Genomic DNA, 23,676 nt, shown 5'->3' with positions numbered 1-23,676 from the left:
CGCCCCGCCCGCCCGCGCTCAGTCGACGCGGTCCGGCTCCGGGATGCTCGGCGCCGCCTGCAGTCCGCCGCTCAGCGCGTAGCGCTCCTCGGGTGAGAGGACGAGGCGCTTCCGACCCCAGACGGCGAAGCCGATCAGGATGATCACGTAGACCACGGCGATCGCGATGATCGCCGGCTGGAACGCGTCGTTGAAGAGGAAGCCGAGGAAGATCAGCACGTTGATCAGCGCCGCGATGACCGCACCCGGAAGGCCCCACGGGCTGCGGTACGGCCGGCTCGCGTTCGGGAACCGGCGGCGCAGCAGCACGAAGGACACCATCTGCATGAAGTACGCGACGACCGCGCCCCAGACCGCGATGTTCAGCACGATCGCGCCCGCGACGGCGCCGGCGTTGTCCGGGTCGAGCCGGCTGAGCACGTCGACGACGACGAGGGCGACGAAGCCGATCACGGCCCCCACGGTCAGCGCGATCCACGGCGTCTGGCGCTTCCCGGTGAGCGAGAACACCCGCGGGTAGTAGCCGGCCCGGGAGAGCGAGTACATGTTGCGCCCGTAGGCGAACATGATGCCCTGCAGCGAGGCGAGCAGCCCGATCAGGGCGAAGAGGGCGAGCACGGCGGCCGCGCCGTCGCCGACCATCGCGCGGAAGCCGTCGAGCAGCGGCTCGGTCGAGACGCCCATGTCCTCGGAGCCGATCAGCGCCGTGTTGAGGAAGAGGACGAGCAGGCCGGTCACGATCAGGGTGCCGCGGGCCCAGAAGCCGGCGCGAGGGATGTCGCGGACCGGGTCGTGCGCCTCCTCCGCCGCCAGCGGCAGCTCCTCGATGCCGAGGAAGAACCACATGGCGAACGGCAGCGCGAAGAGGATCGGCAGGACGCCGTGCGGGAGGAACTCGGTCTGACCGGCGTCCGGCGCGATGTTCCACAGGCTCGACCAGTCGAGCGCCGGCGAGAGCAGGGCCATCACGGAGAAGGCCAGGAGGATCGCGATGGACACGATCGAGACGACGATCGCGAAGCGGAACGAGATCGCCGCGCCCGCCGAGTTCAGCGCGACGAAGACGATGTAGAGGACCAGCCACCAAATCCACATCGCGCCGGAGAGGTCGAAGCCGAGCAGCTCGCTCGTCACCCCGTTCGCGTACTGCGCCGAGAAGAAGACGACCACGGCGGTGGTGGCCACGTACTCGATGGTCTCGGCCAATCCCGTGACCAGGCCGCCCCACGGCCCCATGGCCGAGCGGGCGAAGGAGTAGGCGCCGCCGGTGTGCGGCATCGCGGCGGACATCTCGCCGATCGAGAAGATGAGGCCGTAGTACATCACCACGAGGACGGCGAAGGCGATCAGCATGCCGCCGAAGCCGGCGAAGTCGATGCCGAAGTTCCAGCCGGAGAAGTCACCGGAGATGACGGCGGCGACCGCCAGTCCCCACAGGCCCCAGACGCCCGCGGAACGGCGCAGGGTGCGCTTCTCGAAGTAGCCGGCCTCGGCCTCGCGATAGGTCACCCCCGCGGTGCTGGTGACGTTCGCGGAGTCGGGTCCGGACGCCGCCGGGCGCCGCGCACCCTTGCTCGTCGGAGTCTGCTTCGTCTGCTCTGCCATCGGGTCTCCTCGGCTCGGGTGGTCCGAGCATAGGGACCTCAATGGACGCTGGGAAGACCGATGGCGTTACGACGGTGTGAACGGCGCGATCCGAAGGATCCGACAATCGGCTCGCGCTCCGCGCCAGTGAGCGCGGCGTCACTCCCTCGGGATCAGCGGCTGTGCTCTAATGGACCCCGATCCGACCATGCGGCCTAGCCCGGCCACCCGGCGGAGTGACCCCCGGAGGCATCCCATGGCACCTGTCAGCGCCGAGAGCAGTGCCGCCGATCGACGCAGTGCGGCCGATCCGGTCCTCGCGCGGGGCATGCTCACCCTCGAGCGACTCGACGCGCTGATCGAGGCCGGCGAGATCGACACGGTGATCGTGGCCTTCACCGACATGCAGGGCCGGCTCGTCGGCAAGCGGATCTCGGCGCGGCTGTTCCAGGACGACGTCGCCGCGCACGGCGCCGAGTGCTGCAACTACCTGCTCGCCGTGGACGTCGAGATGAACACCGTCGAGGGCTACGCGATCTCGAGCTGGGAGCGCGGCTACGGCGACATGAAGATGATCCCGGTCCTGTCGACGCTGCGACTCGCGCCGTGGCTGCCGGGGACCGCGCTGGTCACGGCCGACCTCACCTGGCTCGACGACGCTCCGGTCGGCGAGGCGCCGCGGCAGATCCTCCGCGCGCAGCTGGACCGCCTGGCCGAGCGCGGCCTCGAGGCGTTCGTCGCCACCGAGCTCGAGTTCATCGTGTTCGACGACTCCTACCGCGAGGCCTTCGCGAAGGGCTACCGCGGCCTCACGCCCGCCAGCGACTACAACATCGACTACGCGCTGCTCGCCTCGACCCGGATGGAGCCGCTGATGCGGGACATCCGGGTGTCGATGGAGGGCGCCGGCCTGTACTGCGAGGGCATCAAGGGCGAGTGCAACTTCGGCCAGCAGGAGATCGGCTTCCGCTACGACGCCGCGCTCGTCACCTGCGACAACCACTCGATCTACAAGTCGGGGGCGAAGGAGATCGCCGACAAGCACGGCAAGAGCCTGACCTTCATGGCCAAGTTCAATGAGCGCGAGGGCAACTCCTGCCACATCCACCTCTCGCTCCGCGGCACGGACGGCACGCCCGTCTTCGCCGACGCGGAGAGCGAGCACGGGATGTCGCCGCTGTTCCGGCACTACCTGGCCGGCCAGCTCGCCGCGATGCGCGAGTTCACCCTCTTCTTCGCGCCGAACATCAACTCCTACAAGCGCTACGTCGACGGGTCGTTCGCGCCGACCGCGGTCGCCTGGGGCCTCGACAACCGCACCTGCGCCCTGCGCGTCGTCGGCCACGGCGCCGGGATGCGCGTCGAGAACCGCGTGCCGGGCGGCGACGTCAACCAGTACCTGGCCGTCGCCGCGCTGGTCGCCGCCGGGCTGCACGGCATCGAGAACGAGCTGGAGCTCGAGGACGTCTGCACCGGGAACGCCTACGGCTCCGGAGCGCCGCGCGTCCCGACGACGCTGCGCGAGGCCGCCGACCTGTTCGAGTCCTCCGTGCTGGCGAGGGCCGCCTTCGGCGACGAGGTCGTCGACCACTACGTGAACAACGCCCGGGTGGAGCTCGCCGCCTACGACGCCGCCGTCACCGACTGGGAGAGGGTGCGCGGCTTTGAGCGACTCTGACCTCCGAGAAGGCTCCGAGCACGCTCCCGTCGCCCCGCGCCCGATCATCGGGCTCACCACCTACCGCGAGCGCGCCGTCTCCGGCGTCTGGGACGTCGAGGCGTCCTTCCTGCCCGCGAACTACATAGACTCGGTGACCCGGGCCGGCGGCGTCGCCCTGCTCCTGCCGCCGCAGCCCGCCTCGGCGGAGACCGCGCGCGCCGTCGTCGAGCGCCTCGACGGGCTGATCGTCTGCGGCGGCAAGGACATCGACCCCGCCCGCTACGGTCAGGAGGCGCACCCGGAGACCGACGCGCCCCGCCCCGAGCGCGACGCCTGGGAGGACCACCTGATGACCGCCGCGCTCGAGGCCGACCTGCCGTTCCTCGGCATCTGCCGCGGCGCGCAGCTGCTCAACGTCTCGCTCGGCGGCACCCTGCACCAGCACCTGCCCGACGTGGTCGGCGACCGCCGCTACCAGGCGGGTGGCGGCGTGTTCTCGCACGTCGACGTCGCGGTCGAGCCGGAGTCGCGCCTGCGCGGGCTGCTCGGCGAGGACGCCGTCGTCGCGCAGGTCTACCACCACCAGGCGGTCGACCGGGTCGCCGACGGCCTCGAGGTCGCCGCCCGGACCGCCGACGGCACCATCGAGGCGCTCGAGCTGCCGGGCCGCCGTTTCGCGCTCGGCGTGCAGTGGCACCCGGAGGAGGACACCGCCGACACCCGCCTCTTCACCGGCCTGGTGGCCGCCGCGCTCGCGCACCGCGCGGGCACCGGCGCGGCAGAAGGCTCCTCCCTCAGCACCCCGAAGGACGCACTCCGATGACCCCGCAGACGACGACCCCGCAGACGCCCACTCCGCAGACGACCGTGCAGACCCTCGTCGACCCCTCGACGGGCGCCGCCTTCGACGAGGTCGCCCTCGCCGACCTCGCGACCGTCGACGCCGCGATCGAGCGCGCGGCCGCAGCGCAGCGCGGCTGGGCGGCGCTGGCCCCGCTCGACCGGGCCCGCGCCCTCCGCCGGTTCGCCGCCGCCGTGGACGGCGCGATCGAGGAGCTGGCGCAGCTCGAGACCCGGAACTCCGGTCACCCGATCACGCAGTCGCGCTGGGAGGCGGGGCACGTCCGCGACGTCCTCGAGTACTCCTCCGCCGCTCCGGAGCGGCTGCTCGGCGCGCAGATCCCGGTCGCCGGCGGGCTGGACGTCACGGTGCACGAGCCGCTCGGCGTCGTCGGCATCATCACGCCGTGGAACTTCCCGATGACGATCGCCTCCTGGGGCTTCGCACCGGCGCTCGCCGCGGGCAACGCCGTCGTGCTGAAGCCGGCCGAGTGGACGCCGCTGACGAGCCTCCTCCTCGCCGAGCTGGCCCTCGCGTCCGGACTGCCGGAGGGCCTCTTCCAGGTGGTGCCCGGCCGCGGCGACGTCGTCGGCGGGCGCTTCGTCACCCATCCGCTGGTCCGCAAGGTCGTCTTCACCGGCTCGACGCGCGTCGGGAAGCGGGTGATGGCGGGCTGCGCCGACCAGGTGAAGCGGGTCACCCTCGAGCTCGGCGGCAAGAGCGCGAACATCGTCTTCGCCGACTCCGACCTGGAGCGCGCCGCGAGCACCGCCCCCTACGGAGTCTTCGAGAACGCCGGCCAGGACTGCTGCGCCCGCAGCCGGATCCTCGTCGAGCGGCGTGTCCTCGACCGCTTCCTCGAGCTGCTCGAGCCGGCCGTGCAGGGCGTCGTCGTCGGCGACCCGCGCGAGGAGGCGACCGAGATGGGTCCGCTGGTCTCGGCCGCCCACCACGAGCGCGTCGCCGCCTTCGTCCCGGACGGAGCGCCCGTCGCGTTCCGCGGCTCGGCGCCCGCCGGCCCCGGCTTCTGGTTCCCGCCGACCGTGCTGCTGCCCTCGAGCGGCGACCCGGTCTGGCGCGAGGAGGTCTTCGGTCCGGTCGTCTCCGTCCTCCCCTTCGAGGACGAGGCCGACGCGATCCGGCTCGCCAACGACACCGACTACGGCCTCTCCGGCTCGATCTGGACCCGCGACCTCGGCCGCGCGCTGCGGATGTCGCGGGCGGTCGAGAGCGGCAACCTGTCGGTCAACTCGCACTCCTCGGTCCGCTACTCGACCCCGTTCGGCGGCTTCAAGCAGTCCGGGCTCGGCCGCGAGCTCGGACCCGACGCGGCACTCGGCTTCACCGAGACCAAGAACATCTTCTTCGCGGCCGACTGACGCGCCCCGTTCCACCCCCCGCACCCTCCCGTGAAAGGCCGCACCATGGCTCTCCCTCCCCTCGACACCACCCCGATCGACCTCACGCAGCGGCTCGCCGGCAAGGTCGCCGTCATCACCGGCGGCGCCAGCGGGATCGGCCTCGCCACCGCGACGCGCTTCGCCCGCGAGGGAGCGCGCGTGGTGGTCGCCGACGTCGACGTCGCGCGCGGCACCGAGGTGGCGGAGGCGCTCGGCGGGATGTTCGTGCGGGTCGACGTCACCAGCGAGGCGGAGGTCGACGCGCTCTTCCAGGCCGCGGTCGACGCCTACGGCTCGGTCGACATCGCCTTCAACAACGCGGGCATCTCGCCGCCCGACGACGACTCCATCGAGACGACCGAGCTGCCGGCGTGGGAGCGCGTGCAGGACGTCAACCTGAAGTCGGTCTACCTCTGCTGCCGCGCGGCACTCCGGCACATGACGAAGCAGGGCCGCGGATCCATCATCAACACGGCCTCGTTCGTCGCGGTGCTCGGCTCGGCGACGTCGCAGATCAGCTACACCGCGTCGAAGGGCGGCGTGCTCGCGATGAGCCGCGAGCTGGGCGTGCAGTTCGCGCGCCAGGGCATCCGGGTCAACGCGCTCTGCCCGGGTCCGGTGAACACCCCGCTGCTGCAGGAGCTGTTCGCGGCCGATCCGGTGCGGGCTCAGCGCCGGCTCGTGCACATCCCTGTGGGGCGCTTCGCGGAGCCGGAGGAGCTCGCCGCCGCGGTCGCGTTCCTCGCCAGCGACGACGCGTCCTTCATCACCGGGTCGACGTTCCTCGTGGACGGCGGCATCTCCTCCGCCTACGTGACCCCGGAGTGAGCACGACGTGAGCACGACGTGAGCGAGGACACCGGGACGAGCGGGACGGACGACGACGCCGAGAGCCGCCCGCCGGCTCCCGCGGCGAGCGCCAGGGAGGCGATCCTGCGGCGGCTGCTCCGGAGCAACGCCTTCGAGGAGACGGTGCAGCGGCTGATGCAGACGGTGAGTCTCGGGCTCGTGGGACCCGGCGAGCGGCTGCCCTCCGAGCGCGAGCTCGCCGCGCAGCTCGGCGTGGGGCGCGACACCCTGCGCGAGGCGATCGCCTCGCTCGCGGACGCGGGCTACCTGGTGGTGCGGCGCGGCCGGTACGGCGGGACCTTCGTGGCGGAGGAGCTGCCGGCGGCGCCGATCGGCCGTCGCGGCTTCGACCGGGCCGAGATCGACGACGTGGTGGCGCTGCGCGAGATCCTCGAGGTGGGGGCCGCGCGGCTCGCGGCCGGCGCGGACCTGACGGCCGCCGATCGGGAGCAGCTGTTCCGGGCTCTCGCCGACGTCGAGGACGCGAGCCCCGAGGACTACCGGCGGCTCGACTCGCGGCTGCACCTGACCATCGCCGAGCTGGCCGGCGTCCCGTCGCTGCTGCCGCTCGTGGCCGAGAGCCGGACGCGGGTGAACGCCCTGCTGGACGACATCCCGCTGCTGCCGCGGAACATCGCCCACGCGGACGAGCAGCACCGGGCACTCGTGACGGCGATCCTCACCGGTCGGGCGGCGGAGGCGGCCCGGTTGATGACCGAGCACGTGCACGCCTCCGCGGCGCTGCTGCGGGCGTTCCTGACCTGAGTCGGGAGCGCCTGCCCGGTCAGTTGACGTCGGTGCCGGTGGCGATCGCGACGAACGGCACCAGCAGGCCGAGGAAGAGCAGGGCGACGACGAAGAGCACGACGAGGCTGATCATCACCGCGTTGAGGACGATGCCCCAGATCGCGAGCGTGCGGCCGGTCGGCTCGCGACGGAGGCCCAGGATGCCGAAGACGAGGCCGGCGACGGGGGCGATGACGGTGAGGCCGAAGAAGACGGAGGTGACGCCGAGGATGAGGCTGGTCAGCGAGAACGGAGTGGACGGCGCCGGGGCGACGGCGACGGGCGGGACGCCGTAGGGGGCCGGGTGCTGCACGGAGGGCCGCTCGGACGGCGGGTCCTGCTGCTCGGACTGCTGCTGCCGCGACTCCGGGGCCGGGTCGGTGAGGACTGCGGTCGAGCCGTAGACCTCGGTGGGCTGCTCGTCGGCGGAGGTGGTGCCGGTGGTGCTGGCGGACGGGGTGGTCTCGGCGTTCGACATGGTCGGTGCTCCTTCTGCGGGGTGCGGTGCCGGGAGCGCCCGGCGATGCCTCCACGCTACGGAGGACGCGGATCCTCCCCCATCCGGCTAACCCCCGGGCGGGAGCGGGAGCCCCCCGCTCACTCCCGGGGGCCGGTGCGAGACTGGGACGACCGGCGGTGCGCCGGGACGATCGCGAGGGAGCGGCCGCGGATGGACGACGACGAGACGCTGCGCCGTCGCCGCGACGGCCGCGGGGCCCGCGCGGTCTGGCTCGCCGGACTGTCGGCGCTCGCGGGCTTCGTGATCCTCTCCCCGCTGATCTCAGTGACGGCGACGGTGCTGGCCTGGGGCGCCCGGCGTCGCGGCGGCACTCTGAGCGACCGCAACGGCGTCGTCGCCGTGAACTGGCAGCTGACCTACCTCGCGCTCCAGCTGATGCTCGTGCCGCTGCACCTCGCGCTCGTCTCGGTCCGCGACACCTGGGGCGGCGGCTGGCCCACCCTCACCATCGCGGCGATCCTCGGTCTCTTCGTGCTGAACCTCGTGCTCTGCGTCGTGCTCGGCGTCCGCTCGGGACGGGGCCGCAGTGTCCGCCTCGTCATCGCGGTGCCGTTCGTCCGCTCCTCCCGTCCGGTGCGCTGACCGCGTCGAACATCGCCCTCCGCAGGGGCTTCAGCAAGTGAGCGCGCCGCCCAGGATTCCGAAGATCAACCCTCCTGTCGCCGTGACGACCGCTCCCGCCCCGGTGATCGCACCGCCCAAGCCCCCGAGCACGGCGGCGTTGACGCCCGATTTCGCCACGCAGTGACCCCACTCCTTCGAGGTCCAGTCGCTCGAGAAAGTCCCAGCCACCGCGCCTCCAGCAAGCGCTCGCTGGACCTCTGACGGCTTGAAGTGGAAGGTCATCGTGTCCGAGTCGTCAACGGTCCAGCTGCCGCTCACGGTCCGCCCGTTGCCGGCGCCGATCCTGGTGGGCAGGGCCTCCGAGGTGACGCTTCCATCGGTGATGCGGACCCGGCCGTCCTTCGACTTCACCGGTCTGGCTCCGCCGCCGACGTCGAAGGCGATGGTCGAGGCGGTCGTGCGCTTCACCGTCAACTCGACATGTCCCCTGGACTGCACCTGCGCCGGTGCTTCCACCGCGGCGGTTGCCGCGGCGAAGGGGGCTCCGCCGAGGGTCGCCACGCAGACAGCCGCCACGGTCAGTGTCATTCGAATGCTCTTCATCGAGTACCTTCCTGGATTTCGTCATCGGCGCTGACTGCGCCAGAAGGTGAGCACTGCACGGCAGAAGAAATAGGTGATCGCGATGGAGACGGAATTGATCACCACTGTCCACGGGTCGATCGCTCCGACTGCTCGGGAGATGGCGCCGCCGCACCACGATCCGACGAAGGCGATCACGCAGAATCCCCACGGTGTGCGTGTTCCCCATATCGGGGCTCGCTTCGGCTCGTCTTTCAGCTGCTCTGCCTCACCCATCTGAGAACCATACTGAAATGGTGACAATGGCTCCGGCCTCAGGACCGATTTCGCGAGGTTGGCGCGCGATCACGCCTCTCTCGGAGTCCGCTCGCCCGAACCGGTGGAGCGATCGCAACGGCGTCGTCGCCGGGGCCAGCAGCTGAGCCCCCTCCGTGCTCTGCGTCGTGCTCGGTATCCGCTCGGGATGCGGCCGGAGCGTCCGCCTCGTCATCGCGGTGCCGTTCGTCCGCTCCTCCCGACCGGCGCGCTGAGCGCGAGCCGAGGTCCCGTTCCGCGACGTCGACCGCAGCCTCCGTCGGTCGTCCTGCTCAGCGCCTGCGGTGCCGGAGGAAGAGCACCAGCCGGCTGACGAGGAGGGTGGTCACGACGGAGACGCAGATCGACGCGATGTTCAGGGAATCTGTCACGCCGGCGGCCCTGGCGACGGCGCCGCCGATGGTCATTCCGGCGAACAGGATCGCGAGGAAGCCCCATGGGGTGTGCTCCCCGTACAGCGACCTCCGGCCCTGCCGGGTACTCGAGTGCTCTGGCTCCGTCATCCGCACACCATACGCACATGGCCATTGAGGCGAGGCCCGCCGGCAGCGCTCGCGGGAGGATGGCGCAGGACGCACGCTCGTCGCCGGCCGAGGGTCCGACACCGGGCTCGCCGGTCCGGACACCGCGGAGCGCGGAGGAGCAGGCGTCCGCGGGATGGCAGGGTGGTGGGGTGACGCCGATCGCCTTCCCCCCGCCCGTGTCCGTGGTCGCCGACGACGGGACGCGGATCGCGACGTACGCGCTCGGCGACGAGGGGGCGCCGACCGTGCTGGCAGTGCACGGGTTCGCGTCGAACGCGGTGCTGAACTGGGAGACAGCGGGCTGGCTGCGGACGCTGAGCCGCGCCGGGTACCGGGTCGTCGCGCTCGACCAGCGCGGGCACGGCGCCAGCGAGAAGCCGCATCGCGCCGACGCGTACGGGGTCGACCTGATGGTCGCCGACATCGTGCGGGTCATCGAGACCTACGACCTGATCGCTCCGCACTACCTCGGCTACTCGCTCGGCGCGCGGATGGGCTGGGTGCTCGGGCTGGAGCATCCGGAGCTGCTGGCGACGCTCAGCCTCGGCGGGCTCACGGTGGGCGAGCCGCTGCGGCACTTCGATGCGGCGGCGGCCCGCGCGCGCGTTGCCGACGGCGGCGAGATCGACGACCGCTTCACCCGCGCGTTCATCGGCATGGCGGAGGGCGTCGCCGGGAACGACCTGGCCGCCCTGGTGGCGGTGGCCGACGGGGTGCGCGGCGGGGCGCATCCGGAGCTCGGCGCGCACCCCGAGCTGCCGACGCTGATGGTGACGGGCGGGGCCGACCCGATCGCGCCCGGTGGGGCGCGGCTGGCAGAGGAGGCGGGCGCGCACTTCGTCAGCGTCCCGGGACGCGACCACACGAGCACGGTGCCGGCGCGGGCGTTCAAGGACGCGGTGCTGGCGTTCCTCGCGGAGCACGCCTGACGCCGGCGTGCGATCCGCAGGCGATCCCGGCGGGAGCGCGCTCGCGTCCGCGCGGAGGCGCCGGCGGAGCACCGGATCACCTGCAGATCGGACGGGACCGCCCGTGCAGGCGCGCGGCGTAGCATCGCGGGATGCTTGCGATCCGCGTCGAGAACCCCGGCCCCGACTCCCGCCTCGTGCTCGAGGAGACCGCCACCCCCTCCCCCGGACCCGGCGAGGTGCTGCTCCGCGTGACCGCGGCGGGCGTCAACCGCGCCGACCTCGGGCAGCGTGCCGGCGTGTACCCGCCGCCGGCCGGAGCCTCGGAGATCCTCGGCATGGAGGTGTCCGGGACCGTCGTCGGCCTCGGCGAGGGCGTCACGACGGTCGCCCAGGGCGACGAGGTCTGCGCGCTGCTCTCCGGCGGCGGCTACGCCGAGCACGTCGTCGTCGACGCGGGGCTGCTGCTGCCGGTGCCGGAGGGCGTCGACCTGATCTCGGCCGCCGCGCTGCCCGAGACGACCGCGACCGTCTGGTCGAACCTCGTGCTGGTCGCCGGGCTCCGCGCCGGCGAGACCGTGCTGATCCACGGCGGCGGCAGCGGAATCGGCACCACCGCGATCCAGATCGCCTCCGCGATCGGCGCCCGGGTGGCCGTGACGGCCGGCAGCCCGCGGAAGCTCGACGCCTGCCGGGCGCTGGGCGCGGACATCCTGATCGACTACCGCGAGCAGGACTTCGTGGAGCGGATCGCTGCCGAGACGGACGGCGGGGTCGACGTGATCCTGGATCCGGTCGGCGGCGACTACCTCGCCCGCGACGTCGAGGCGCTCGCGCTCGGCGGCCGCGTCGTCTTCATCGGCAACCAGTCCGGCGCGCAGGGCTCGCTCGACATCGGGACGCTGATGCGCAAGCGCGCGGCGGTGCACGCCACGACCCTCCGCGCCCGGCCGCTGGAGGAGCGGCGCGCGATCGTCGCCGCGGTGCGCGAGAGCGTCTGGCCGCTCGTCGCGGACGGGACGGTGCGGCCGGTGGTCGACGAGGTGATCCCGCTGGCCGAGGCCGAGCGGGCGCACGAGCGGATGACCGCCTCCGGGCACATCGGCAAGCTGCTGCTCACCCCGTGAGCGGGCGCTGACGACACAGCATCAGCCGAGAGGCCCCGTCAGCCGCGATCGGCGATGACGGGGCCTCTCGGCTGACGTTCTGCGGCGCGGACCGGTCAGACCGCCGCGCGGAGCAGGCCGAGCGAGCGGTTGATGCCGTCGACGTCGACGCTCGCGGGGTCGAACGCCGCCTCCGGGGCGAGCCCGAGGGCGTCGAGCGCCTCCGCGTGGTCGGCGGACGACGGATCGGTGGCGGCGCGGACCGTGTCGGCCCAGGCGGCCGGGCCGCCGGGGGCGTCGAGCGGAGCGGCTCCGCGCGCGCCCGTGCAGCGCGGCAGGGCGGCGCCGAGCGGCGACACCGACTCGAGGCGGATGACGTGGCGCCACTCGTCCTCGAGGTCGTAGACGTAGAACAGCTCGTCGCCGACGCTCTCGAGCACCTCGGCGAGCGCGACGCCGCCCTCGTCGACGAGGCCGGAGCCGAGCTCCTCCGCGTCGGCCGGCGAGCCGATCGGCGCCTGCTCCTCGTCGGGCACGCCGACGCTGAAGTAGTGCGGCTGCGCGTCGGTCCAGCCGAGCGAGAGCTGCAGGGCGAGGTGCAGATCGCGCAGCGACGACTCCGAGGACAGCTCGAGCCGACGCCAGACGACCGGCTTCGTGCCGAGCAGCGAGACGTGCAGGGCGTAGGCGGAGTCGGTGTCCTCCGTCGCCTCGTCGAGGATCTCGAGGCGGGTGGCGTCGCGGGCGCCGAGCAGCACGATGCTCGCGCGGACGACCGAGGCGAGGACCGGCTGCAGGCCCTCGGGGAGCACGTAGCCGAACTCGGGCGAGTGCAGCAGCAGGCCGAGCTCGGCGGCGTCGTCGAGCATCCGCTCGGCCGCGCCGACCATCCGCTCGCGCTCGTCCAGGGCGTCCTCGAGCGAGACGTCGAGCTCGGCGGCGAGCTCGTCGACCAGCTCGCCGACGACGAGGCCCTCGTGGATCTGCGCCTGGCAGGCGACCGCGATCCGGGCCAGGACGGCGTCGGTCGTGGTGATCGCGCGCTCGCGCGGCGAGAACGCGCCGTTCTCGGTGTCGGCGGCGGCGAGCGCCTCCTGCGCGCTGACGAGCCAGAGCTCGATGAAGCGGGCGATGTAGGCGATGCGCTCGACCGTGGCCTCGCGCGCCTCGGAGCTGCGCCAGGCCGGCGCGGCGTCACCGAGGCCCGCGGTGGAGCCGTCGGCGTCGAGCACGTCGGAGGCGACGAGCGCGTCCCACCAGGCGGAGACCGGGATGCGGACGGCGTCGTCGCTCGGCGACGAGCCGGCGGAGGCGACACCGGCCTCGACCACGATCTCGCGGGCGGCGCGCTCGGAGATCGTCGCTCCGTCGGTGGCGGCGAGGTGCTCGACGACGACGTCGGCGGCGTGCACGAGGGCGGTGGCGCGGGCGGCGGAGAGCATCTCGGCGTCCGGGATCTCCTCGACCTCGAGCAGGTCGTCGAGGACGGCCTCGACGAAGGAGCCGGCGAGGTCGAGGACCTCGTCGAGCACGGCCTGGCACTCGTCGAGCTCCTCGTCGGTGCCGGTCCAGAGGTCCTCGTCGGTGAGGAAGTCGAGGAAGTGCTCGACGACCTCGGCGACGGTGAAGAGGGTGTCGTCCAGGTCGGCCGCGCTCTCCTCGCCGGAGAGGTCGGCCTCGATCTGGTCGAAGACGGCCTCGAGGAGCTCGGCGTCCGGCTGGGCGAACGAGCCGCGCGGGCGGAGGTCGCGGGTCATGGCGAAGAGGTCGGTGAGGACCTCCACGGCCTCGTCGACGTCGAGGTGCTCGTGCAGGACGGCGACGTCGGCGAGATGCGACCGGTACCAGCTGCGGAACCGCACCATCAGCGCGGTCTCGGCCGTGCGGCCGCCGCCCTGGCCGCCGGAGCCGCCGGAGCGCCCGTTCCCGGATCGTCCCTGATTGCGCTTCTTGCCCATCGTTCCTCCGCGACCGCTCCCCCTCGACGACGGAGCAGTACAGCCTACCCAGTGCGGGCGAGCCGGGTCACGCGCGAGGGGACTCCAGTGATGAACGCCTCGGGAACTCGATGCGGCTTTCCGACCAGCCCGGTCGCAGCGCCGGAGCAGGGATGAGCCGCGCGTTGACAGCGGGCCCCCGTCCTGCCTGACTGGGCTCGACACGAGGAGGCGCTCATGGCGGGGATCACCGCATTCGACCACGTCGGCGTGACGGTGCACGATCTCGAGACGGCGACCGCGTTCTTCGTCGGGCTGGGCCTCGTGCTCGAGGGCCGGGCGCCCGTGGAGGGCGAGTTCCTCGACACGGTGGTCGGCATGCAGGACGCCCGGACCGACATCGTGATGCTGCGGCCGCCCGGCGGCGGGACCGCCGTCGAGCTCTCGCGGTTCGTCCGGCCCGCACCGCGTTCCGTTCCCGCCCCCGTCGAGGCGGACGAGCCGGGGCTGCGGAGTCTCGCCTTCGTCGTCGACGACCTCGCCGCCGTCCTCGAGCGGCTCGCGGCCGACGGGTACGGGCTGGTCGGCGGTGTCGGCGAGTACGAGGGGGTCTGGCGGATGGCGTACGTCCGCGGACCGGAGGGCGTCATCGTCGCGCTCAGCGAGCGGCTGGCCTGACGCGCGACCCTCCTCCGCTCGGATCGATCCGTCGCGAAGGGCTGTCCCGCCCGCTTCGATCCGTCGCGGACGGCTCTCCTGTGCACTCGGGCGAGTGCTTCTCCGCCGGATCGATCGGTGCCTCGGCAGTGCGGCTGCGCGCGGGTCGGCGTAGCGTCGGGCCATGGGTGCATGGAGTGGAGAGCCGTTCGGCAACGACACGGCGAGCGACTGGGTCTACGAGCTCGACGAGGCCGGCGACTGGCAGTACGTCCGCGAGGCGCTGGACGCCGCCGTCGCGCCGACGCAGGTGGACGCGGATGCGGCGACTCTCGCGATCGCCGCCGCCGAGGTGGTCGCGCGCGGGCTCGGCCGGGAGGGCGGTCCGCACGCCGAGACGATCGCGCACTTCGTGCAGCGGGCCGGGCGTCCCGACGACGAGCTCGTCGCGCTCGCCCTCGTCGCGCTGGCCGCCGCCGACTCCCCCGGCAGCGAGCTCACCGAGCTCTGGGAGGAGGCCGACCCGGAGGAGTGGCGGGAGGCCAACGACGCGGTGCGGAGCGTGCTCGAGGAGGCCTGATCGCGAGTGCCTCCCCCGCGGGCGGGCGACGCGCCACTCGCGCCGCACTAGCGTGGCGGGGAACGGCCTGAGCAGGCCGCAACGAGAGCGACGAGGGGCCACGATGCCGGACTTCACCACGGACGACGGGGTCCGGCTGAGCTGGACCGAGCAGGGCGACCCGGCCGGTCGGCCGGTGGTGCTGATCGCCGGATTCAAGGCGCCGGCGACGAGCTGGAAGCCGCAGCAGGGGCCGCTCGCGGAGGCCGGCTACCGGGTGATCTCGTTCGACCGGCGCGGGCACGGGCTGTCCGAGCGGACGGAGGCCGGCGCGACGATGCTCCGGCACGGCGCGGATCTCGCGCAGCTGCTGCGCCACCTGGATCTGCGCGGCGCGGCGCTGGTCGGCGGGTCGATGGGCGGGAACTCGATCTGGGCGTTCCTGGCCGGCTCCGCAGCAGGTACGGCGGGAAGTGCCGACGAGAGCACCGACGGAAGCGCCGACGAGAGCACCGACGAGAGCCGCGTCGACCGCATCGTGATCGTCGACCAGACGCCGCGCATGCTCAACGGCGACGACTGGCCCTACGGCTTCTACGACTACACCGAGGCGAACCGCGACACCCTCTTCGCGACGACGATCCCGGATCCCGGGCGCTGGAGCATCGCCTCGAAGGGGCCGGTGCGGATCGCGCGGCTGCTGAAGGCGCTCGGCGGCGGCGAGCGCCGGGAGCTGACGGAGACCGAGCGGCGGCTGCTGAACGACCACGCGAAGGCGGACTGGCGGCCGGTGATCGCGCGGACGAGCGTGCCGGTGCTCTTCGTCGCCGGGCGCGAGAGCGAGTTCTGGCCGGCCGAGCACGCGGCGGCCGCGGCCTCGCTCGCCCCGCGCGGCGACTCCCTCGTGATCGAGAAGGACGGCCACGCGGCGAACATCGAGCAGCCGAAGGTCTTCACCGAGGCGCTGCTGGAGTTCCTGGCGCGCTGATCCCGGGAGAACCGAGAGCGGCGCTTCAGCCCGGAAACGCCTTGCCAGGGTTGAGCACGCCGAGCGGATCGAGCGCGTCCTTGATCGAGCGGTGCATGCCGAGCACGCGCGGGCCGAGCTCGTCGGCCGCTCCCGGCAGCTTCAGCAGCCCCACGCCGTGCTCGCCGGTGACGGTGCCGCCGAGGTCGAGGCAGTCCTCGACGATGCGGTCGAAGGCGCTCTTCGCGCGGGCCTTCGCGGCGTCGTCGCCCTCGGGCGCGATGATCAGCGGGTGCAGGTTGCCGTCGCCGGCGTGCGCGATGGTCGCGATGACCACGTCGTGGTCGGCGGCGGCCGAGCGGATGCGGGCGAGCATCTCCGGGACCGCGCGGCGCGGCACGCAGACGTCCTCGGTGAGCACCGGCCCGAGGCGCTCCAGCGCCGGATAGGCGAGGCGGCGGGCGAGGAAGAGCCGGTCGACCTCGGCCTGGTCGGTGGCCTGCTCGACCGAGAGCGCGCGGGCGCCGGCCATCAGCGCCTCGACGCGGTCGGCGGCGGTGCGGCCCGCCTCCCCCGGCTCGTCGACCTTAGCCAGCAGCAGCGTGTCGACGCCGTGCGGCAGCCCGAGGTGCTGCCAGTCGTCGACGGCGCGCAGGCAGGTGCTGTCGATGATCTCGAGGGCGGAGGGGATGATTCCGGCGGCCGAGATCGCGGCGACCGCGACTCCGGCGTCCTCGAGCGAGCCGAAGGAGCCGACGATCGCGCGCTGCTCACGGCCCGCGAGCGGGAGCAGGCGGAGCGTCAGCTCGACGATGATGCCGAGTGTGCCCTCCGAGCCGACCATCAGGCCGGTGAGGTCGTAGCCGACGACGCCCTTCGCGGTGCGGCGGCCGAGGCTGACGAGCGAACCGTCGGCGAGGACGACCTTCATCCCGAGGACGTAGTCGCGGGTGACGCCGTACTTCACGCAGCAGATGCCGCCGGCGTTGGTGGCGGCGTTGCCGCCGATGGTCGAGATGGCGGAGCTGGCCGGGTCCGGCGGGTACCAGAGTCCGGCCTCTGCGACCGCCGCCCGCAGCGCGTCGTTGATCACGCCGGGCTGGGCGACGACGAAGCGCTCGTCGGCGTCGATCTCGAGGACGGCGTCCATCCGCTCGAGTGAGACGACGAGGCAGCCGGCGAGCGCGTTGGCGCCGCCGGAGAGGCCGGTGCCGGCTCCGCGCGGGACGACGCTCAGACCCGCGCGGGCGGCGACGCGGACGGCGTGCGCCACGTCCTCCGCGCTCTCGGCGAGGACGACCGCCAGCGGCAGCCCGGAGGGTGCCCACTCGGCGTCGTCGTGGCGGTAGGCCTCGAGGACGTCGTGGTCGGTGAGGACGCGGTCGCCGAGCAGCTCGCGCAGATCGGTGAGCACGCGGTCCCCGGCCGGTGGCCCGTCCTGGGTCCGCTCGTGATCCTGGGTCTGCATCGGCACCGTCTCCACGACGGACGAACCTACACCCGGCGCCTGCGCGGCCTGCGGCTCACCGGGCCCTCACGCGTCGAGCCCGGTGATCAGGGCGCGGTGGAAGAGCTCGCCGCGCTCGAGGGCCGCGATGTCGGCGTGCTCGTCGACGCCGTGGATCCCGGCGCGCTGCTCCTTCGTCATCAGGAGCGGTGCGAAGCGGTACACCGCGGGGGCGAAGCGGTGCAGGTGGCGGGAGTCGGTCGCCGCATTGATGATGTAGGGAACGACCGCCGCCTCGGGGTGGGAGGCGGCGAGCGCCGCCCGCAGCGCTGCGAAGGGGGCGCCGTCGCTCGGCGACTGCGGCGACGCGTCCTCCCCCAGCACCACCTCGACGGTCACCTCGCGGTCGCGGATCCGCCGGCGGACGCGCTCGGCGGCCCCGGCCGCGGTCTCCCCGGGGGCGAGGCGCAGGTTCAGCACGGCGGAGGCCTCCGCCGCGAGCACGTTGTCGGCGGTCCCCGCGCGGAGCATCGTCGGCGCGATCGTGGTGCGGACCAGGGCCGCCGTCTCGCCGCCGAGCGCCGCGAGCACGGGCGCGGCCAGCTGCGGCCGGGCGCCGAGCAGCCGGTAGAGCGCGCCGCGAGCGCCGGGGGCTCGGTCGGCGAGGAGCGCGAGCGCGCGGGCCAGCGCCTCCGGGACCCGGGCGGGGAAGGTCGAGGGCGTGAGCCGGGTGATCGCCCGCGCCAGGCGGCCGACCGCGGTGAGTCGCGGCGGGGCGGAGGCGTGACCGCCGGCGGAGCGCGCGGTCAGCCGGAGCGTGAGCAGGCCCTTCTCGCCGACGCCGATCATCGCGACCGGCCCGACGACCCCGGGCAGCGGCGCCTCGACGACGGCGCTGCCCTCGTCGAGCACGAGCCAGGGAACGATCCCGCGCTCGTGCAGCGTCTCGGCGATCGCACGGGCCGATGCCCCGCGCACCTCCTCGTCGCCTCCGAAGGCCAGCAGGACGTCGCGGGCCGGCACGACGCCGGCGGACAGCAGGTTCTCGACCGCCTCGAGCACGACGACGAGCGGGCCCTTGTCGTCGAGGGCGCCACGGCCCCAGACGGCGCCCTCGACGATGTCGCCGCCGAAGGGCGGGTGCGTCCAGGCGGCCGGGTCCTCGACCGGCACCACGTCCAGGTGCGCCATCAGGACCAGCGGATCCGCACGGGAGTCGCGGCCCGGCCAGCGGTAGAGGAGTCCGCGATCGGTGATCCGCTCGGGCTCGAGATGCTCGTGAGTCAGGGGGTAGAGCTCGCGGAGCAGCGCGAGCGCCTCGTCGACGGTCTCGAGCTCGGCCGAGACGGTGCGGAGGCGGATCAGGCGCGCGAGCCGCTCGGGCAGACCGGGACGCGGGGTGCTGTCGTACAGGGGGTCCTCGATCCGTCGCGGGGCGTCCGCTCATCGTGGCGCACGGGGTGGCGGGCGGGGAGACGGGCGCGGCGTCGTCCGGGAGCCTGCGGGTCGACCGGACGGGACGAACGAGCGTCCCGCTCGGCTCCGGAGACCCTCGAGACCGCATCCGTGCACTTCGTGGCGTGTTTCCAGCATGAGAAATCACGCAGCGATCTCGCGGCAGGGGTTGCGCCTGGGCCCGGTTCTCGTTGGAATCACCGGATGACCGAAACGACGAACGCCGCCGCCAGTGCCCCCGCGAAGGGCGGAGGGTCGCTGAAGAAGGTCATCACCGGACCGCTGCTCTTCGCCTTCATCGTCGGCGACACGCTCGGCGCCGGCATCTACACGCTCGTCGGCACGATGGCCGCGGACGTCGGCGGCGTCATCTGGCTGCCGCTGCTGATCGCGCTCGTCATCGCGCTGCTGACGGCCGGCACCTACGCCGAGCTGATCACCAAGTACCCGCACGCCGGCGGCGCCGCCCGCTACGTGGACCGGGCGTTCGGCAAGCCGTACCTGTCGTTCCTGGTCGGCTTCCTGATGATGGCCTCCGGGATCACCACCGCCGCCTCGCTCGCCAACGCGTTCGCCGGCGACTACCTCGGTGCGCTGCTCGACGTGCCGCCCGTGCCGACCGCGATCGTCTTCATCGCGGTGCTCACGCTGATCAACCTGCGCGGGGTGAAGGAGTCGCTGACCGCGAACCTGGTCGCCTCGGTGATCGAGGTCAGCGGACTCGTGATCGTGATCGTCTGCGCGGCGATCTTCTTCGGCGGCGGCAACGGCGACGCCGGCCGCGTCCTGGAGTTCAACCCGGAGGTCGCGCCGCTGCAGGGCGCGTTCGCCGCCTCCATCGTCGCCTTCTTCTCCTTCCTCGGCTTCGAGGCCGCGGCGAACATGGCCGAGGAGGTGCGCAATCCCTCGAAGGTCTACCCGCGCGCGCTGTTCGGCGCGCTGATCACCGCCGCCGTGGTCTACCTGCTGATCGCCCTCGGCGCGGTGATCGTGCTGCCGAACGAGGAGCTCGCGGAGTCGACCGGCCCGCTGCTCGATGTCGTCGCGGCCAGCGGCGTGGCGGTGCCGCCGTGGCTGTTCGGCCTGATCGCGCTCATCGCGATCGCGAACGGCGCGCTGCTGTTCATGGTGATGGCGAGCCGGGTCGGGTTCGGACTGGCGTCCTCCGGTCTGCTGCCCAGCGCCTTCGGCCGCGTGCTGCCGAACCGCCGCACCCCCTGGGTCTCGATCGTCGTCGTCGGCGGCGTGACCATGCTGCTCAGCCTGATCGGCGACGTCGGCACGCTGGCCGAGACGACCGTGCTCCTGCTGCTCCTGGTCTTCATCTCGGCGAACATCTCGGTGCTGGTGCTGAAGAAGGACCGCGTCGACCACCCGCACTTCTCGGTGCCGCGGGTCGTTCCGATCCTCGCGATCATCGCGAGCGTCGTGCTGCTGACGCAGCAGACCGGCGTGGTCTGGCTCGGGACCGCCGGCTACGTGGTCGTCGGGACGCTGCTGTTCCTGGCCACGCGCTTCGGCAAGAAGAAGCACGCGGAGCAGGTCGAGGCGGCGGAGAGCGAGGGCGCGGACCGCTCCTGATCGTCCTCCTCGGAGATGCCGTGCCTCAGAGCAGAGGCGTGGACTCTCACGCCGCGGCGGAGGCGAGCGCCTCCCGGACGACCTCGGAGCGGGTCTTGTGCTCTCTGGCGGCGCGTTCGTCGAGCGCGGCGAGCTCCTCGAGCGTCAGCCGCACAGCGACGACCTGCGAGGGCTGCGCGCCCCGTCCCGGGCGTCCCCGTCCTCTCGCCTTGAGCGCATCGACGTCGTACCCGCGTTCCGCCTCGGCGGCCCAGGCTGCGATCTGCTCCTCCGTCACCGGTCGGCCGGCGATCGTCTCCTCATCGGTCATGCGGATTATCGTAATACGCAATGATCGGGTCGACGACGTCTCTGAACCATCCGGCGAGCAGCCTCCGACGACGCGGAGCGGACGTCTGCAGAGATGATCTCCGTGCCGGCTGATGAGGTCAGCGCAGGTGTGGGACCGTGGGGCATGTCCGCCTCCCTCGCGCCGTTCCCGCTCGCCGAACTCGCCGAGTGGATGTCCGTCCAGCGTGCGTCCTACGTCGCGGACCGGATCCGCGCGGGCGACGACGAGGCGGCGGCGCTGCGGAACGCGGACGCGAACGACGAGCGGCTGTTCCCTGGCGGAGTGCTCGCGCCGGGCCACGATCTGCTGCGGATCCTCGACGACGGGCGCCCGGTCGGCGTGATCTGGGTCGGCCCGCACCCGCAGGAGCTCGAGGGCGTCGCCTACATCTGGGACGTCGAGGTCGACCCGTCGGAGCGCGGCCGCGGGTTCGGCCGCGCGGCGATGCTGCTGGCGGAGGAGCACGCCCGCTCGCGCGGCTACCGGGCGCTCGCTCTGAACGTCTTCGGCTTCAACACCGCGGCACGCGGACTGTACGAGTCGCTCGGCTACGAGCCGACGTCGCTGCAGATGCGCAAGGAGCTCGGCGCCGCGGAGGAGTGACTCACTTCGTTGCGTTCGGGTGCCGGGTGTGCACCTGCTCGAGGAACACCGTCCGGCCCACCACGAAGAACCAGAGGCGCGCGTCGCCCTGCCGCGTCGGCTTGTGCTGCCAGCGCTCGTGGACGTCAGCACCCTTCGTCACGGTGCCGAGCTCGCCCCGCAACCGGTAGTTCGACGGGGTCGTCTCTGTCGGCGTTCTCGTCAGGAAGTCCCACGCCTCCGCCAGGGCGTTCCGGCTGGTGGCGCAGAGGTCGGTCCAGCCCTTCTGCGCCTGCAGCGTGGCGAAGCGGATCTCGTACTCCGACTTCTTGAGAGGCCGCTCGACGCGGCTGTCCCTCGCCACGGCTACGGACGCTCGACGACGATGCCGGTCTCGAGCCAGTCGACCGGCATGATCGCGAGTCCGTCGGCGATCGCCGTGGCCGACTCCCGCCAGGAGACCAGCTCGGCCGCGGCCAGGTGCGCGTGACCGGTGGCGAAGGACGCGCGCGCCGTCGACAGCAGATCCTTCGCGCACTGCTCTCGGTCCGGGCCGGACAGCGCGAGCATCCAGGGGAAGACCTGCGCCATCCGGTCGCCGAGCGTCCCCCGGTCGTCGGTCGAGACCGCGATGAGCTGGGCGGCCAGCTGCAGCAGCTGCTCGCGCGAATCCGCCTCGCGCTTGGACATCAGCACGAGGTCGTCCCCGTCGCGACGCGTGACGTCGACCGGCTGCTCCTCCGCCGCGGCGAAGACGGCGCGCGCGTTCCGGCTCAGCTCGGAGGACTGGAACGTCGGGATCGGGGTGGTCGCCATCTCTCGATCGTAGTTCAGAACGACTTCTGAATGCGCTGCGCGCGAGAGTCTTGATGCGCGAGCATCAGCCTCCTTCAGGCGTGTCAGGTTCAGCGGCGGCACCACCGTCATCGCGCCGCTGCCTTCCATGGCCCGATCTCCTGGTCGTCGACCAGCCCGCGCCGTCCTGCCTCCTCGACCAGGGCGGACCAGCGGTCGGGCGGCATCCGGTCCTCCATGTCCTCCAGCGCTCGCCGGACGGTCGTCGCCGGGACACCCTCGTAGCGGGTGAGCTCGTGGTCGGAGAGGTCGGTCCGGTTCTGCAGATCGAGCCAGTCCGGCAGAGCCCGCCGAACCCGGCGGCGGGTGCCCACGCGCACCTTCGGCGGATTGAACTGCCCGAGTGTCAGCAGATCGAGCACGGACTCCCGATGCAGGAACGCACCCTCCCCCGCGAGCGCGACGGCGATCGCCGGCTGGGTGACCCGGGTCGTCGGCACGTCGCGGTGCGTGTAGACACCCTGGCCGTGCGCCCGGAGCGCCCCACGAGCAGCGAGCTTCCGGACCTCGACGGCCGGAACGCCGGCATCCCCCGCCTCCGCGATGGTCACCACGCCGCTCCGCGCGGCGGCCAACTCCCACAGGTCTCTGCGATATCCCATCTCGCCCTCCTCTGCCAAAAGAGTACCGAAATCAGGACTGTTTTGACCGTGGTCGGCCCGGTGAGCGTCATTCTGGCGTGCGCTGCGTGATGGGCAGCGAACGGAGTGGCGTCCTCGGCGGTCAGGGGCCGGAGAACGTGACGGCGGTCGCGCCGCTGGGGACGGCGGCGGCGGCGAGTGTCGCCGCGGCGCGGTCGGCGTCGCTCGTCAGGGTCACGGCGAGGTGGTCGGGGGCGGCGCGGAAGCCCGCGGTGGGGACGGCGGCCGAGATCGCGGTCCAGAGGCGCTGGGCGTCGTCGAGCCAGGGGCCCGGAGTGCCGGTGACGAGCAGCGAGCGGTCGGCGCTCTGGACGCTCACGTGCAGGGGCGGGGCGTCGGAGAGGAGCGCGGGGGCGTCGCGGGCGAGCGCGAAGGCGTCGTCGGCGGTCGCCTGCTCCGCCAGGAAGAGGCTCAGGCCGCTCACGCGGTCCTCGCTGTCGTCGGCGGCGAGGGCGAGGGACTCGACTCGCGAGTCGTCCCGGAGCGCGAGGGCCGCAGCGATCCGGCCGGACGTGAGGTCCTCGTCGCCGGACACGGGCAGGGTGAGGTCGTCGGCGTCGAGGAGGATCCGCACGTCGCCCGTCGGGCGCTTCGCGGCGAAGGCGGCCAACCGCTCGGCGAGGGACGTCACGTCGGCGTCGGAGAGGTCCTCGCGGGCGACGACCTCGGCGCTGACTCCGCCGGTGAACGGCATGTCCTCGACGGCCGCGAGCTCTAAGTCGGCGACCGCCTCGTCGCTGCCGAACGTGCGTGTGAAGTCGGCGCGGAAGGAGTCGCCGCTGCAGCCGGCCAGCAGGAGTACCGCCGTCAGGGCGAGGGCCGCGGCGCCCGCCCCGCGCCCCCGACCCCGCCTCCTCGGGCCAGCGTACGTCGCAGCTGCGGAGCGCACCGGGAGTGGACGGATCGGCCTCCGCGTGCTCGGCGCGCTAGGGGGCGCGTCGATCCGGCACGGAGGGTCGTGTGGGAGCCGTCGAGGCAGCCGTTGGTGACGGATCGATGCGGCGGTAGAGCGGGCGGGGCCGCAC

At 72.8% G+C, this 23,676-nt stretch carries 25 protein-coding genes; 13 read left to right on the top strand and 12 right to left on the bottom strand.

Annotated elements, in window-relative coordinates; translation table 11 throughout:
- Positions 1-18: 18 nt before the first annotated feature.
- Entirely contained in the window at positions 19-1,605 is a 1,587-nt protein-coding gene (locus EDF45_RS17450; RefSeq protein WP_123447918.1) for an amino acid permease, read from the bottom strand.
- A 307-nt stretch (positions 1,606-1,912) separates the two neighbouring features.
- Between EDF45_RS17450 and EDF45_RS17445 the strand changes: the two genes are divergently transcribed.
- Genes EDF45_RS17445 through EDF45_RS17425 form a run of 5 tightly spaced genes read left to right on the top strand, consistent with a single transcriptional unit; the run spans position 1,913 to position 7,099 of the window.
- Complete coding sequence (locus tag EDF45_RS17445) at positions 1,913-3,262, top strand: glutamine synthetase family protein (RefSeq protein WP_123737302.1); 1,350 nt, start codon at positions 1,913-1,915, stop codon at positions 3,260-3,262.
- Positions 3,249-4,067, top strand: coding sequence for a gamma-glutamyl-gamma-aminobutyrate hydrolase family protein (locus EDF45_RS17440; RefSeq protein WP_123737221.1), 819 nt, complete (start codon positions 3,249-3,251; stop codon positions 4,065-4,067). The genes EDF45_RS17445 and EDF45_RS17440 overlap by 14 nt, the downstream gene beginning before the upstream one ends.
- Positions 4,064-5,464: an aldehyde dehydrogenase gene (locus EDF45_RS17435; RefSeq protein ID WP_123737222.1), complete on the top strand. Its 1,401-nt coding sequence runs from the start codon at positions 4,064-4,066 to the stop codon at positions 5,462-5,464. Before EDF45_RS17440 ends, EDF45_RS17435 begins: the two co-directional genes overlap by 4 nt.
- 45 nt (positions 5,465-5,509) lie before the next feature.
- Positions 5,510-6,313, top strand: a complete 804-nt coding sequence (locus EDF45_RS17430) for a 3-oxoacyl-ACP reductase (RefSeq protein ID WP_185020249.1) — start codon at positions 5,510-5,512, stop codon at positions 6,311-6,313.
- Positions 6,314-6,331: 18 nt separating this feature from the next.
- Positions 6,332-7,099 (top strand): FadR/GntR family transcriptional regulator, encoded by a 768-nt coding sequence (locus EDF45_RS17425; RefSeq protein ID WP_123737223.1) that lies wholly within the window; start codon positions 6,332-6,334, stop codon positions 7,097-7,099.
- A gap of 19 nt (positions 7,100-7,118) precedes the next feature.
- Here the strand turns inward: EDF45_RS17425 and EDF45_RS21610 are convergent, their stop codons facing one another.
- Positions 7,119-7,598, bottom strand: coding sequence for a DUF4190 domain-containing protein (locus EDF45_RS21610; RefSeq protein WP_123737224.1), 480 nt, complete (start codon positions 7,596-7,598; stop codon positions 7,119-7,121).
- Between the two features lie 192 nt (positions 7,599-7,790).
- Here EDF45_RS21610 and EDF45_RS17415 point away from each other — a divergent pair, with 192 nt between their 5' ends.
- Positions 7,791-8,222, top strand: coding sequence for a DUF4870 domain-containing protein (locus EDF45_RS17415; protein ID WP_185020248.1), 432 nt, complete (start codon positions 7,791-7,793; stop codon positions 8,220-8,222).
- A gap of 30 nt (positions 8,223-8,252) precedes the next feature.
- Here EDF45_RS17415 and EDF45_RS17410 read toward each other — a convergent pair whose 3' ends face one another.
- A complete protein-coding gene (locus EDF45_RS17410; RefSeq protein WP_123737226.1) occupies positions 8,253-8,807 on the bottom strand; it encodes a hypothetical protein in 555 nt (184 codons plus the stop codon).
- Between the two features lie 21 nt (positions 8,808-8,828).
- Positions 8,829-8,984 carry a hypothetical protein gene (locus tag EDF45_RS21400; protein WP_185020247.1) on the bottom strand — a complete coding sequence of 52 codons (156 nt, stop codon included), beginning with the start codon at positions 8,982-8,984 and terminating at the stop codon, positions 8,829-8,831.
- A gap of 790 nt (positions 8,985-9,774) precedes the next feature.
- On the opposite strand from EDF45_RS21400, the gene EDF45_RS17400 reads away from it, so the two are divergent.
- Both EDF45_RS17400 and EDF45_RS17395 read left to right on the top strand, forming a co-directional pair.
- Positions 9,775-10,554: an alpha/beta fold hydrolase gene (locus EDF45_RS17400; RefSeq protein ID WP_123737228.1), complete on the top strand. Its 780-nt coding sequence runs from the start codon at positions 9,775-9,777 to the stop codon at positions 10,552-10,554.
- A gap of 131 nt (positions 10,555-10,685) precedes the next feature.
- Entirely contained in the window at positions 10,686-11,660 is a 975-nt protein-coding gene (locus EDF45_RS17395) for an NAD(P)H-quinone oxidoreductase (protein ID WP_123737229.1), read from the top strand.
- A 95-nt stretch (positions 11,661-11,755) separates the two neighbouring features.
- Here EDF45_RS17395 and EDF45_RS17390 read toward each other — a convergent pair whose 3' ends face one another.
- Positions 11,756-13,597, bottom strand: coding sequence for a plasmid pRiA4b ORF-3 family protein (locus EDF45_RS17390; protein ID WP_123737230.1), 1,842 nt, complete (start codon positions 13,595-13,597; stop codon positions 11,756-11,758).
- A 216-nt stretch (positions 13,598-13,813) separates the two neighbouring features.
- On the opposite strand from EDF45_RS17390, the gene EDF45_RS17385 reads away from it, so the two are divergent.
- The 3 genes from EDF45_RS17385 (at position 13,814) to EDF45_RS17375 (ending at position 15,780) form a co-directional block, all read left to right on the top strand.
- Positions 13,814-14,254: a VOC family protein gene (locus EDF45_RS17385; RefSeq protein WP_123705015.1), complete on the top strand. Its 441-nt coding sequence runs from the start codon at positions 13,814-13,816 to the stop codon at positions 14,252-14,254.
- Between the two features lie 163 nt (positions 14,255-14,417).
- A complete protein-coding gene (locus EDF45_RS17380) occupies positions 14,418-14,813 on the top strand; it encodes a DUF4259 domain-containing protein (protein WP_123737231.1) in 396 nt (131 codons plus the stop codon).
- A gap of 103 nt (positions 14,814-14,916) precedes the next feature.
- Complete coding sequence (locus tag EDF45_RS17375) at positions 14,917-15,780, top strand: alpha/beta fold hydrolase (RefSeq protein ID WP_123737232.1); 864 nt, start codon at positions 14,917-14,919, stop codon at positions 15,778-15,780.
- Positions 15,781-15,805: 25 nt separating this feature from the next.
- On the opposite strand, the gene EDF45_RS17370 is transcribed toward EDF45_RS17375, so the two are convergent.
- Positions 15,806-17,227: an FAD-binding oxidoreductase gene (locus EDF45_RS17370; RefSeq protein ID WP_123737233.1), complete on the bottom strand. Its 1,422-nt coding sequence runs from the start codon at positions 17,225-17,227 to the stop codon at positions 15,806-15,808.
- Positions 17,228-17,293: 66 nt separating this feature from the next.
- On the bottom strand, positions 17,294-18,397 hold the full coding sequence (locus EDF45_RS17365; protein WP_397460060.1) for a M20/M25/M40 family metallo-hydrolase: 1,104 nt from the start codon (positions 18,395-18,397) through the stop codon (positions 17,294-17,296).
- A 468-nt stretch (positions 18,398-18,865) separates the two neighbouring features.
- Here EDF45_RS17365 and EDF45_RS17360 point away from each other — a divergent pair, with 468 nt between their 5' ends.
- Positions 18,866-20,242: an APC family permease gene (locus tag EDF45_RS17360; protein ID WP_123737235.1), complete on the top strand. Its 1,377-nt coding sequence runs from the start codon at positions 18,866-18,868 to the stop codon at positions 20,240-20,242.
- A gap of 46 nt (positions 20,243-20,288) precedes the next feature.
- Here EDF45_RS17360 and EDF45_RS17355 read toward each other — a convergent pair whose 3' ends face one another.
- Positions 20,289-20,552 (bottom strand): ribbon-helix-helix protein, CopG family, encoded by a 264-nt coding sequence (locus EDF45_RS17355; RefSeq protein WP_123733986.1) that lies wholly within the window; start codon positions 20,550-20,552, stop codon positions 20,289-20,291.
- A gap of 144 nt (positions 20,553-20,696) precedes the next feature.
- Between EDF45_RS17355 and EDF45_RS17350 the strand changes: the two genes are divergently transcribed.
- Positions 20,697-21,176: a GNAT family N-acetyltransferase gene (locus tag EDF45_RS17350; protein WP_123737236.1), complete on the top strand. Its 480-nt coding sequence runs from the start codon at positions 20,697-20,699 to the stop codon at positions 21,174-21,176.
- A 1-nt stretch (position 21,177) separates the two neighbouring features.
- Here EDF45_RS17350 and EDF45_RS17345 read toward each other — a convergent pair whose 3' ends face one another.
- The 4 genes from EDF45_RS17345 to EDF45_RS17330 form a co-directional block, all read right to left on the bottom strand.
- Positions 21,178-21,519 (bottom strand): hypothetical protein, encoded by a 342-nt coding sequence (locus EDF45_RS17345; RefSeq protein WP_123737237.1) that lies wholly within the window; start codon positions 21,517-21,519, stop codon positions 21,178-21,180.
- 2 nt (positions 21,520-21,521) lie between these two features.
- A complete protein-coding gene (locus EDF45_RS17340; protein ID WP_123737238.1) occupies positions 21,522-21,971 on the bottom strand; it encodes a prevent-host-death protein in 450 nt (149 codons plus the stop codon).
- Positions 21,972-22,078: 107 nt separating this feature from the next.
- A complete protein-coding gene (locus EDF45_RS17335; RefSeq protein ID WP_123737239.1) occupies positions 22,079-22,612 on the bottom strand; it encodes a type IV toxin-antitoxin system AbiEi family antitoxin domain-containing protein in 534 nt (177 codons plus the stop codon).
- A gap of 121 nt (positions 22,613-22,733) precedes the next feature.
- A complete protein-coding gene (locus EDF45_RS17330; protein ID WP_123737240.1) occupies positions 22,734-23,540 on the bottom strand; it encodes a hypothetical protein in 807 nt (268 codons plus the stop codon).
- Positions 23,541-23,676: the final 136 nt, after the last annotated feature.

This window comes from Rathayibacter sp. PhB186, assembly GCF_003751825.1.
Lineage (GTDB): Bacteria > Actinomycetota > Actinomycetes > Actinomycetales > Microbacteriaceae > Rathayibacter > Rathayibacter festucae.
This window is presented reverse-complemented; position numbering and strand designations above follow the sequence as displayed.

What these genes read in the sequence shown, in the direction of transcription:
- EDF45_RS17450 (WP_123447918.1), bottom strand. Translation starts at nt 1,605, where the DNA reads ATGGCAGAGCAGACGAAGCAGACTCCGACGAGCAAGGGTGCGCGGCGC.
- EDF45_RS17445 (WP_123737302.1), top strand. Translation starts at nt 1,913, where the DNA reads ATGCTCACCCTCGAGCGACTCGACGCGCTGATCGAGGCCGGCGAGATC.
- EDF45_RS17435 (WP_123737222.1), top strand. Translation starts at nt 4,064, where the DNA reads ATGACCCCGCAGACGACGACCCCGCAGACGCCCACTCCGCAGACGACC.
- EDF45_RS17430 (WP_185020249.1), top strand. Translation starts at nt 5,510, where the DNA reads ATGGCTCTCCCTCCCCTCGACACCACCCCGATCGACCTCACGCAGCGG.
- EDF45_RS21610 (WP_123737224.1), bottom strand. Translation starts at nt 7,598, where the DNA reads ATGTCGAACGCCGAGACCACCCCGTCCGCCAGCACCACCGGCACCACC.
- EDF45_RS17415 (WP_185020248.1), top strand. Translation starts at nt 7,791, where the DNA reads ATGGACGACGACGAGACGCTGCGCCGTCGCCGCGACGGCCGCGGGGCC.
- EDF45_RS17410 (WP_123737226.1), bottom strand. Translation starts at nt 8,807, where the DNA reads ATGAAGAGCATTCGAATGACACTGACCGTGGCGGCTGTCTGCGTGGCG.
- EDF45_RS17395 (WP_123737229.1), top strand. Translation starts at nt 10,686, where the DNA reads ATGCTTGCGATCCGCGTCGAGAACCCCGGCCCCGACTCCCGCCTCGTG.
- EDF45_RS17390 (WP_123737230.1), bottom strand. Translation starts at nt 13,597, where the DNA reads ATGGGCAAGAAGCGCAATCAGGGACGATCCGGGAACGGGCGCTCCGGC.
- EDF45_RS17385 (WP_123705015.1), top strand. Translation starts at nt 13,814, where the DNA reads ATGGCGGGGATCACCGCATTCGACCACGTCGGCGTGACGGTGCACGAT.
- EDF45_RS17380 (WP_123737231.1), top strand. Translation starts at nt 14,418, where the DNA reads ATGGGTGCATGGAGTGGAGAGCCGTTCGGCAACGACACGGCGAGCGAC.
- EDF45_RS17375 (WP_123737232.1), top strand. Translation starts at nt 14,917, where the DNA reads ATGCCGGACTTCACCACGGACGACGGGGTCCGGCTGAGCTGGACCGAG.
- EDF45_RS17370 (WP_123737233.1), bottom strand. Translation starts at nt 17,227, where the DNA reads ATGCAGACCCAGGATCACGAGCGGACCCAGGACGGGCCACCGGCCGGG.
- EDF45_RS17365 (WP_397460060.1), bottom strand. Translation starts at nt 18,397, where the DNA reads ATGGCGCACCTGGACGTGGTGCCGGTCGAGGACCCGGCCGCCTGGACG.
- EDF45_RS17360 (WP_123737235.1), top strand. Translation starts at nt 18,866, where the DNA reads ATGACCGAAACGACGAACGCCGCCGCCAGTGCCCCCGCGAAGGGCGGA.
- EDF45_RS17355 (WP_123733986.1), bottom strand. Translation starts at nt 20,552, where the DNA reads ATGACCGATGAGGAGACGATCGCCGGCCGACCGGTGACGGAGGAGCAG.
- EDF45_RS17350 (WP_123737236.1), top strand. Translation starts at nt 20,697, where the DNA reads ATGTCCGCCTCCCTCGCGCCGTTCCCGCTCGCCGAACTCGCCGAGTGG.
- EDF45_RS17340 (WP_123737238.1), bottom strand. Translation starts at nt 21,971, where the DNA reads ATGGCGACCACCCCGATCCCGACGTTCCAGTCCTCCGAGCTGAGCCGG.
- EDF45_RS17335 (WP_123737239.1), bottom strand. Translation starts at nt 22,612, where the DNA reads ATGGGATATCGCAGAGACCTGTGGGAGTTGGCCGCCGCGCGGAGCGGC.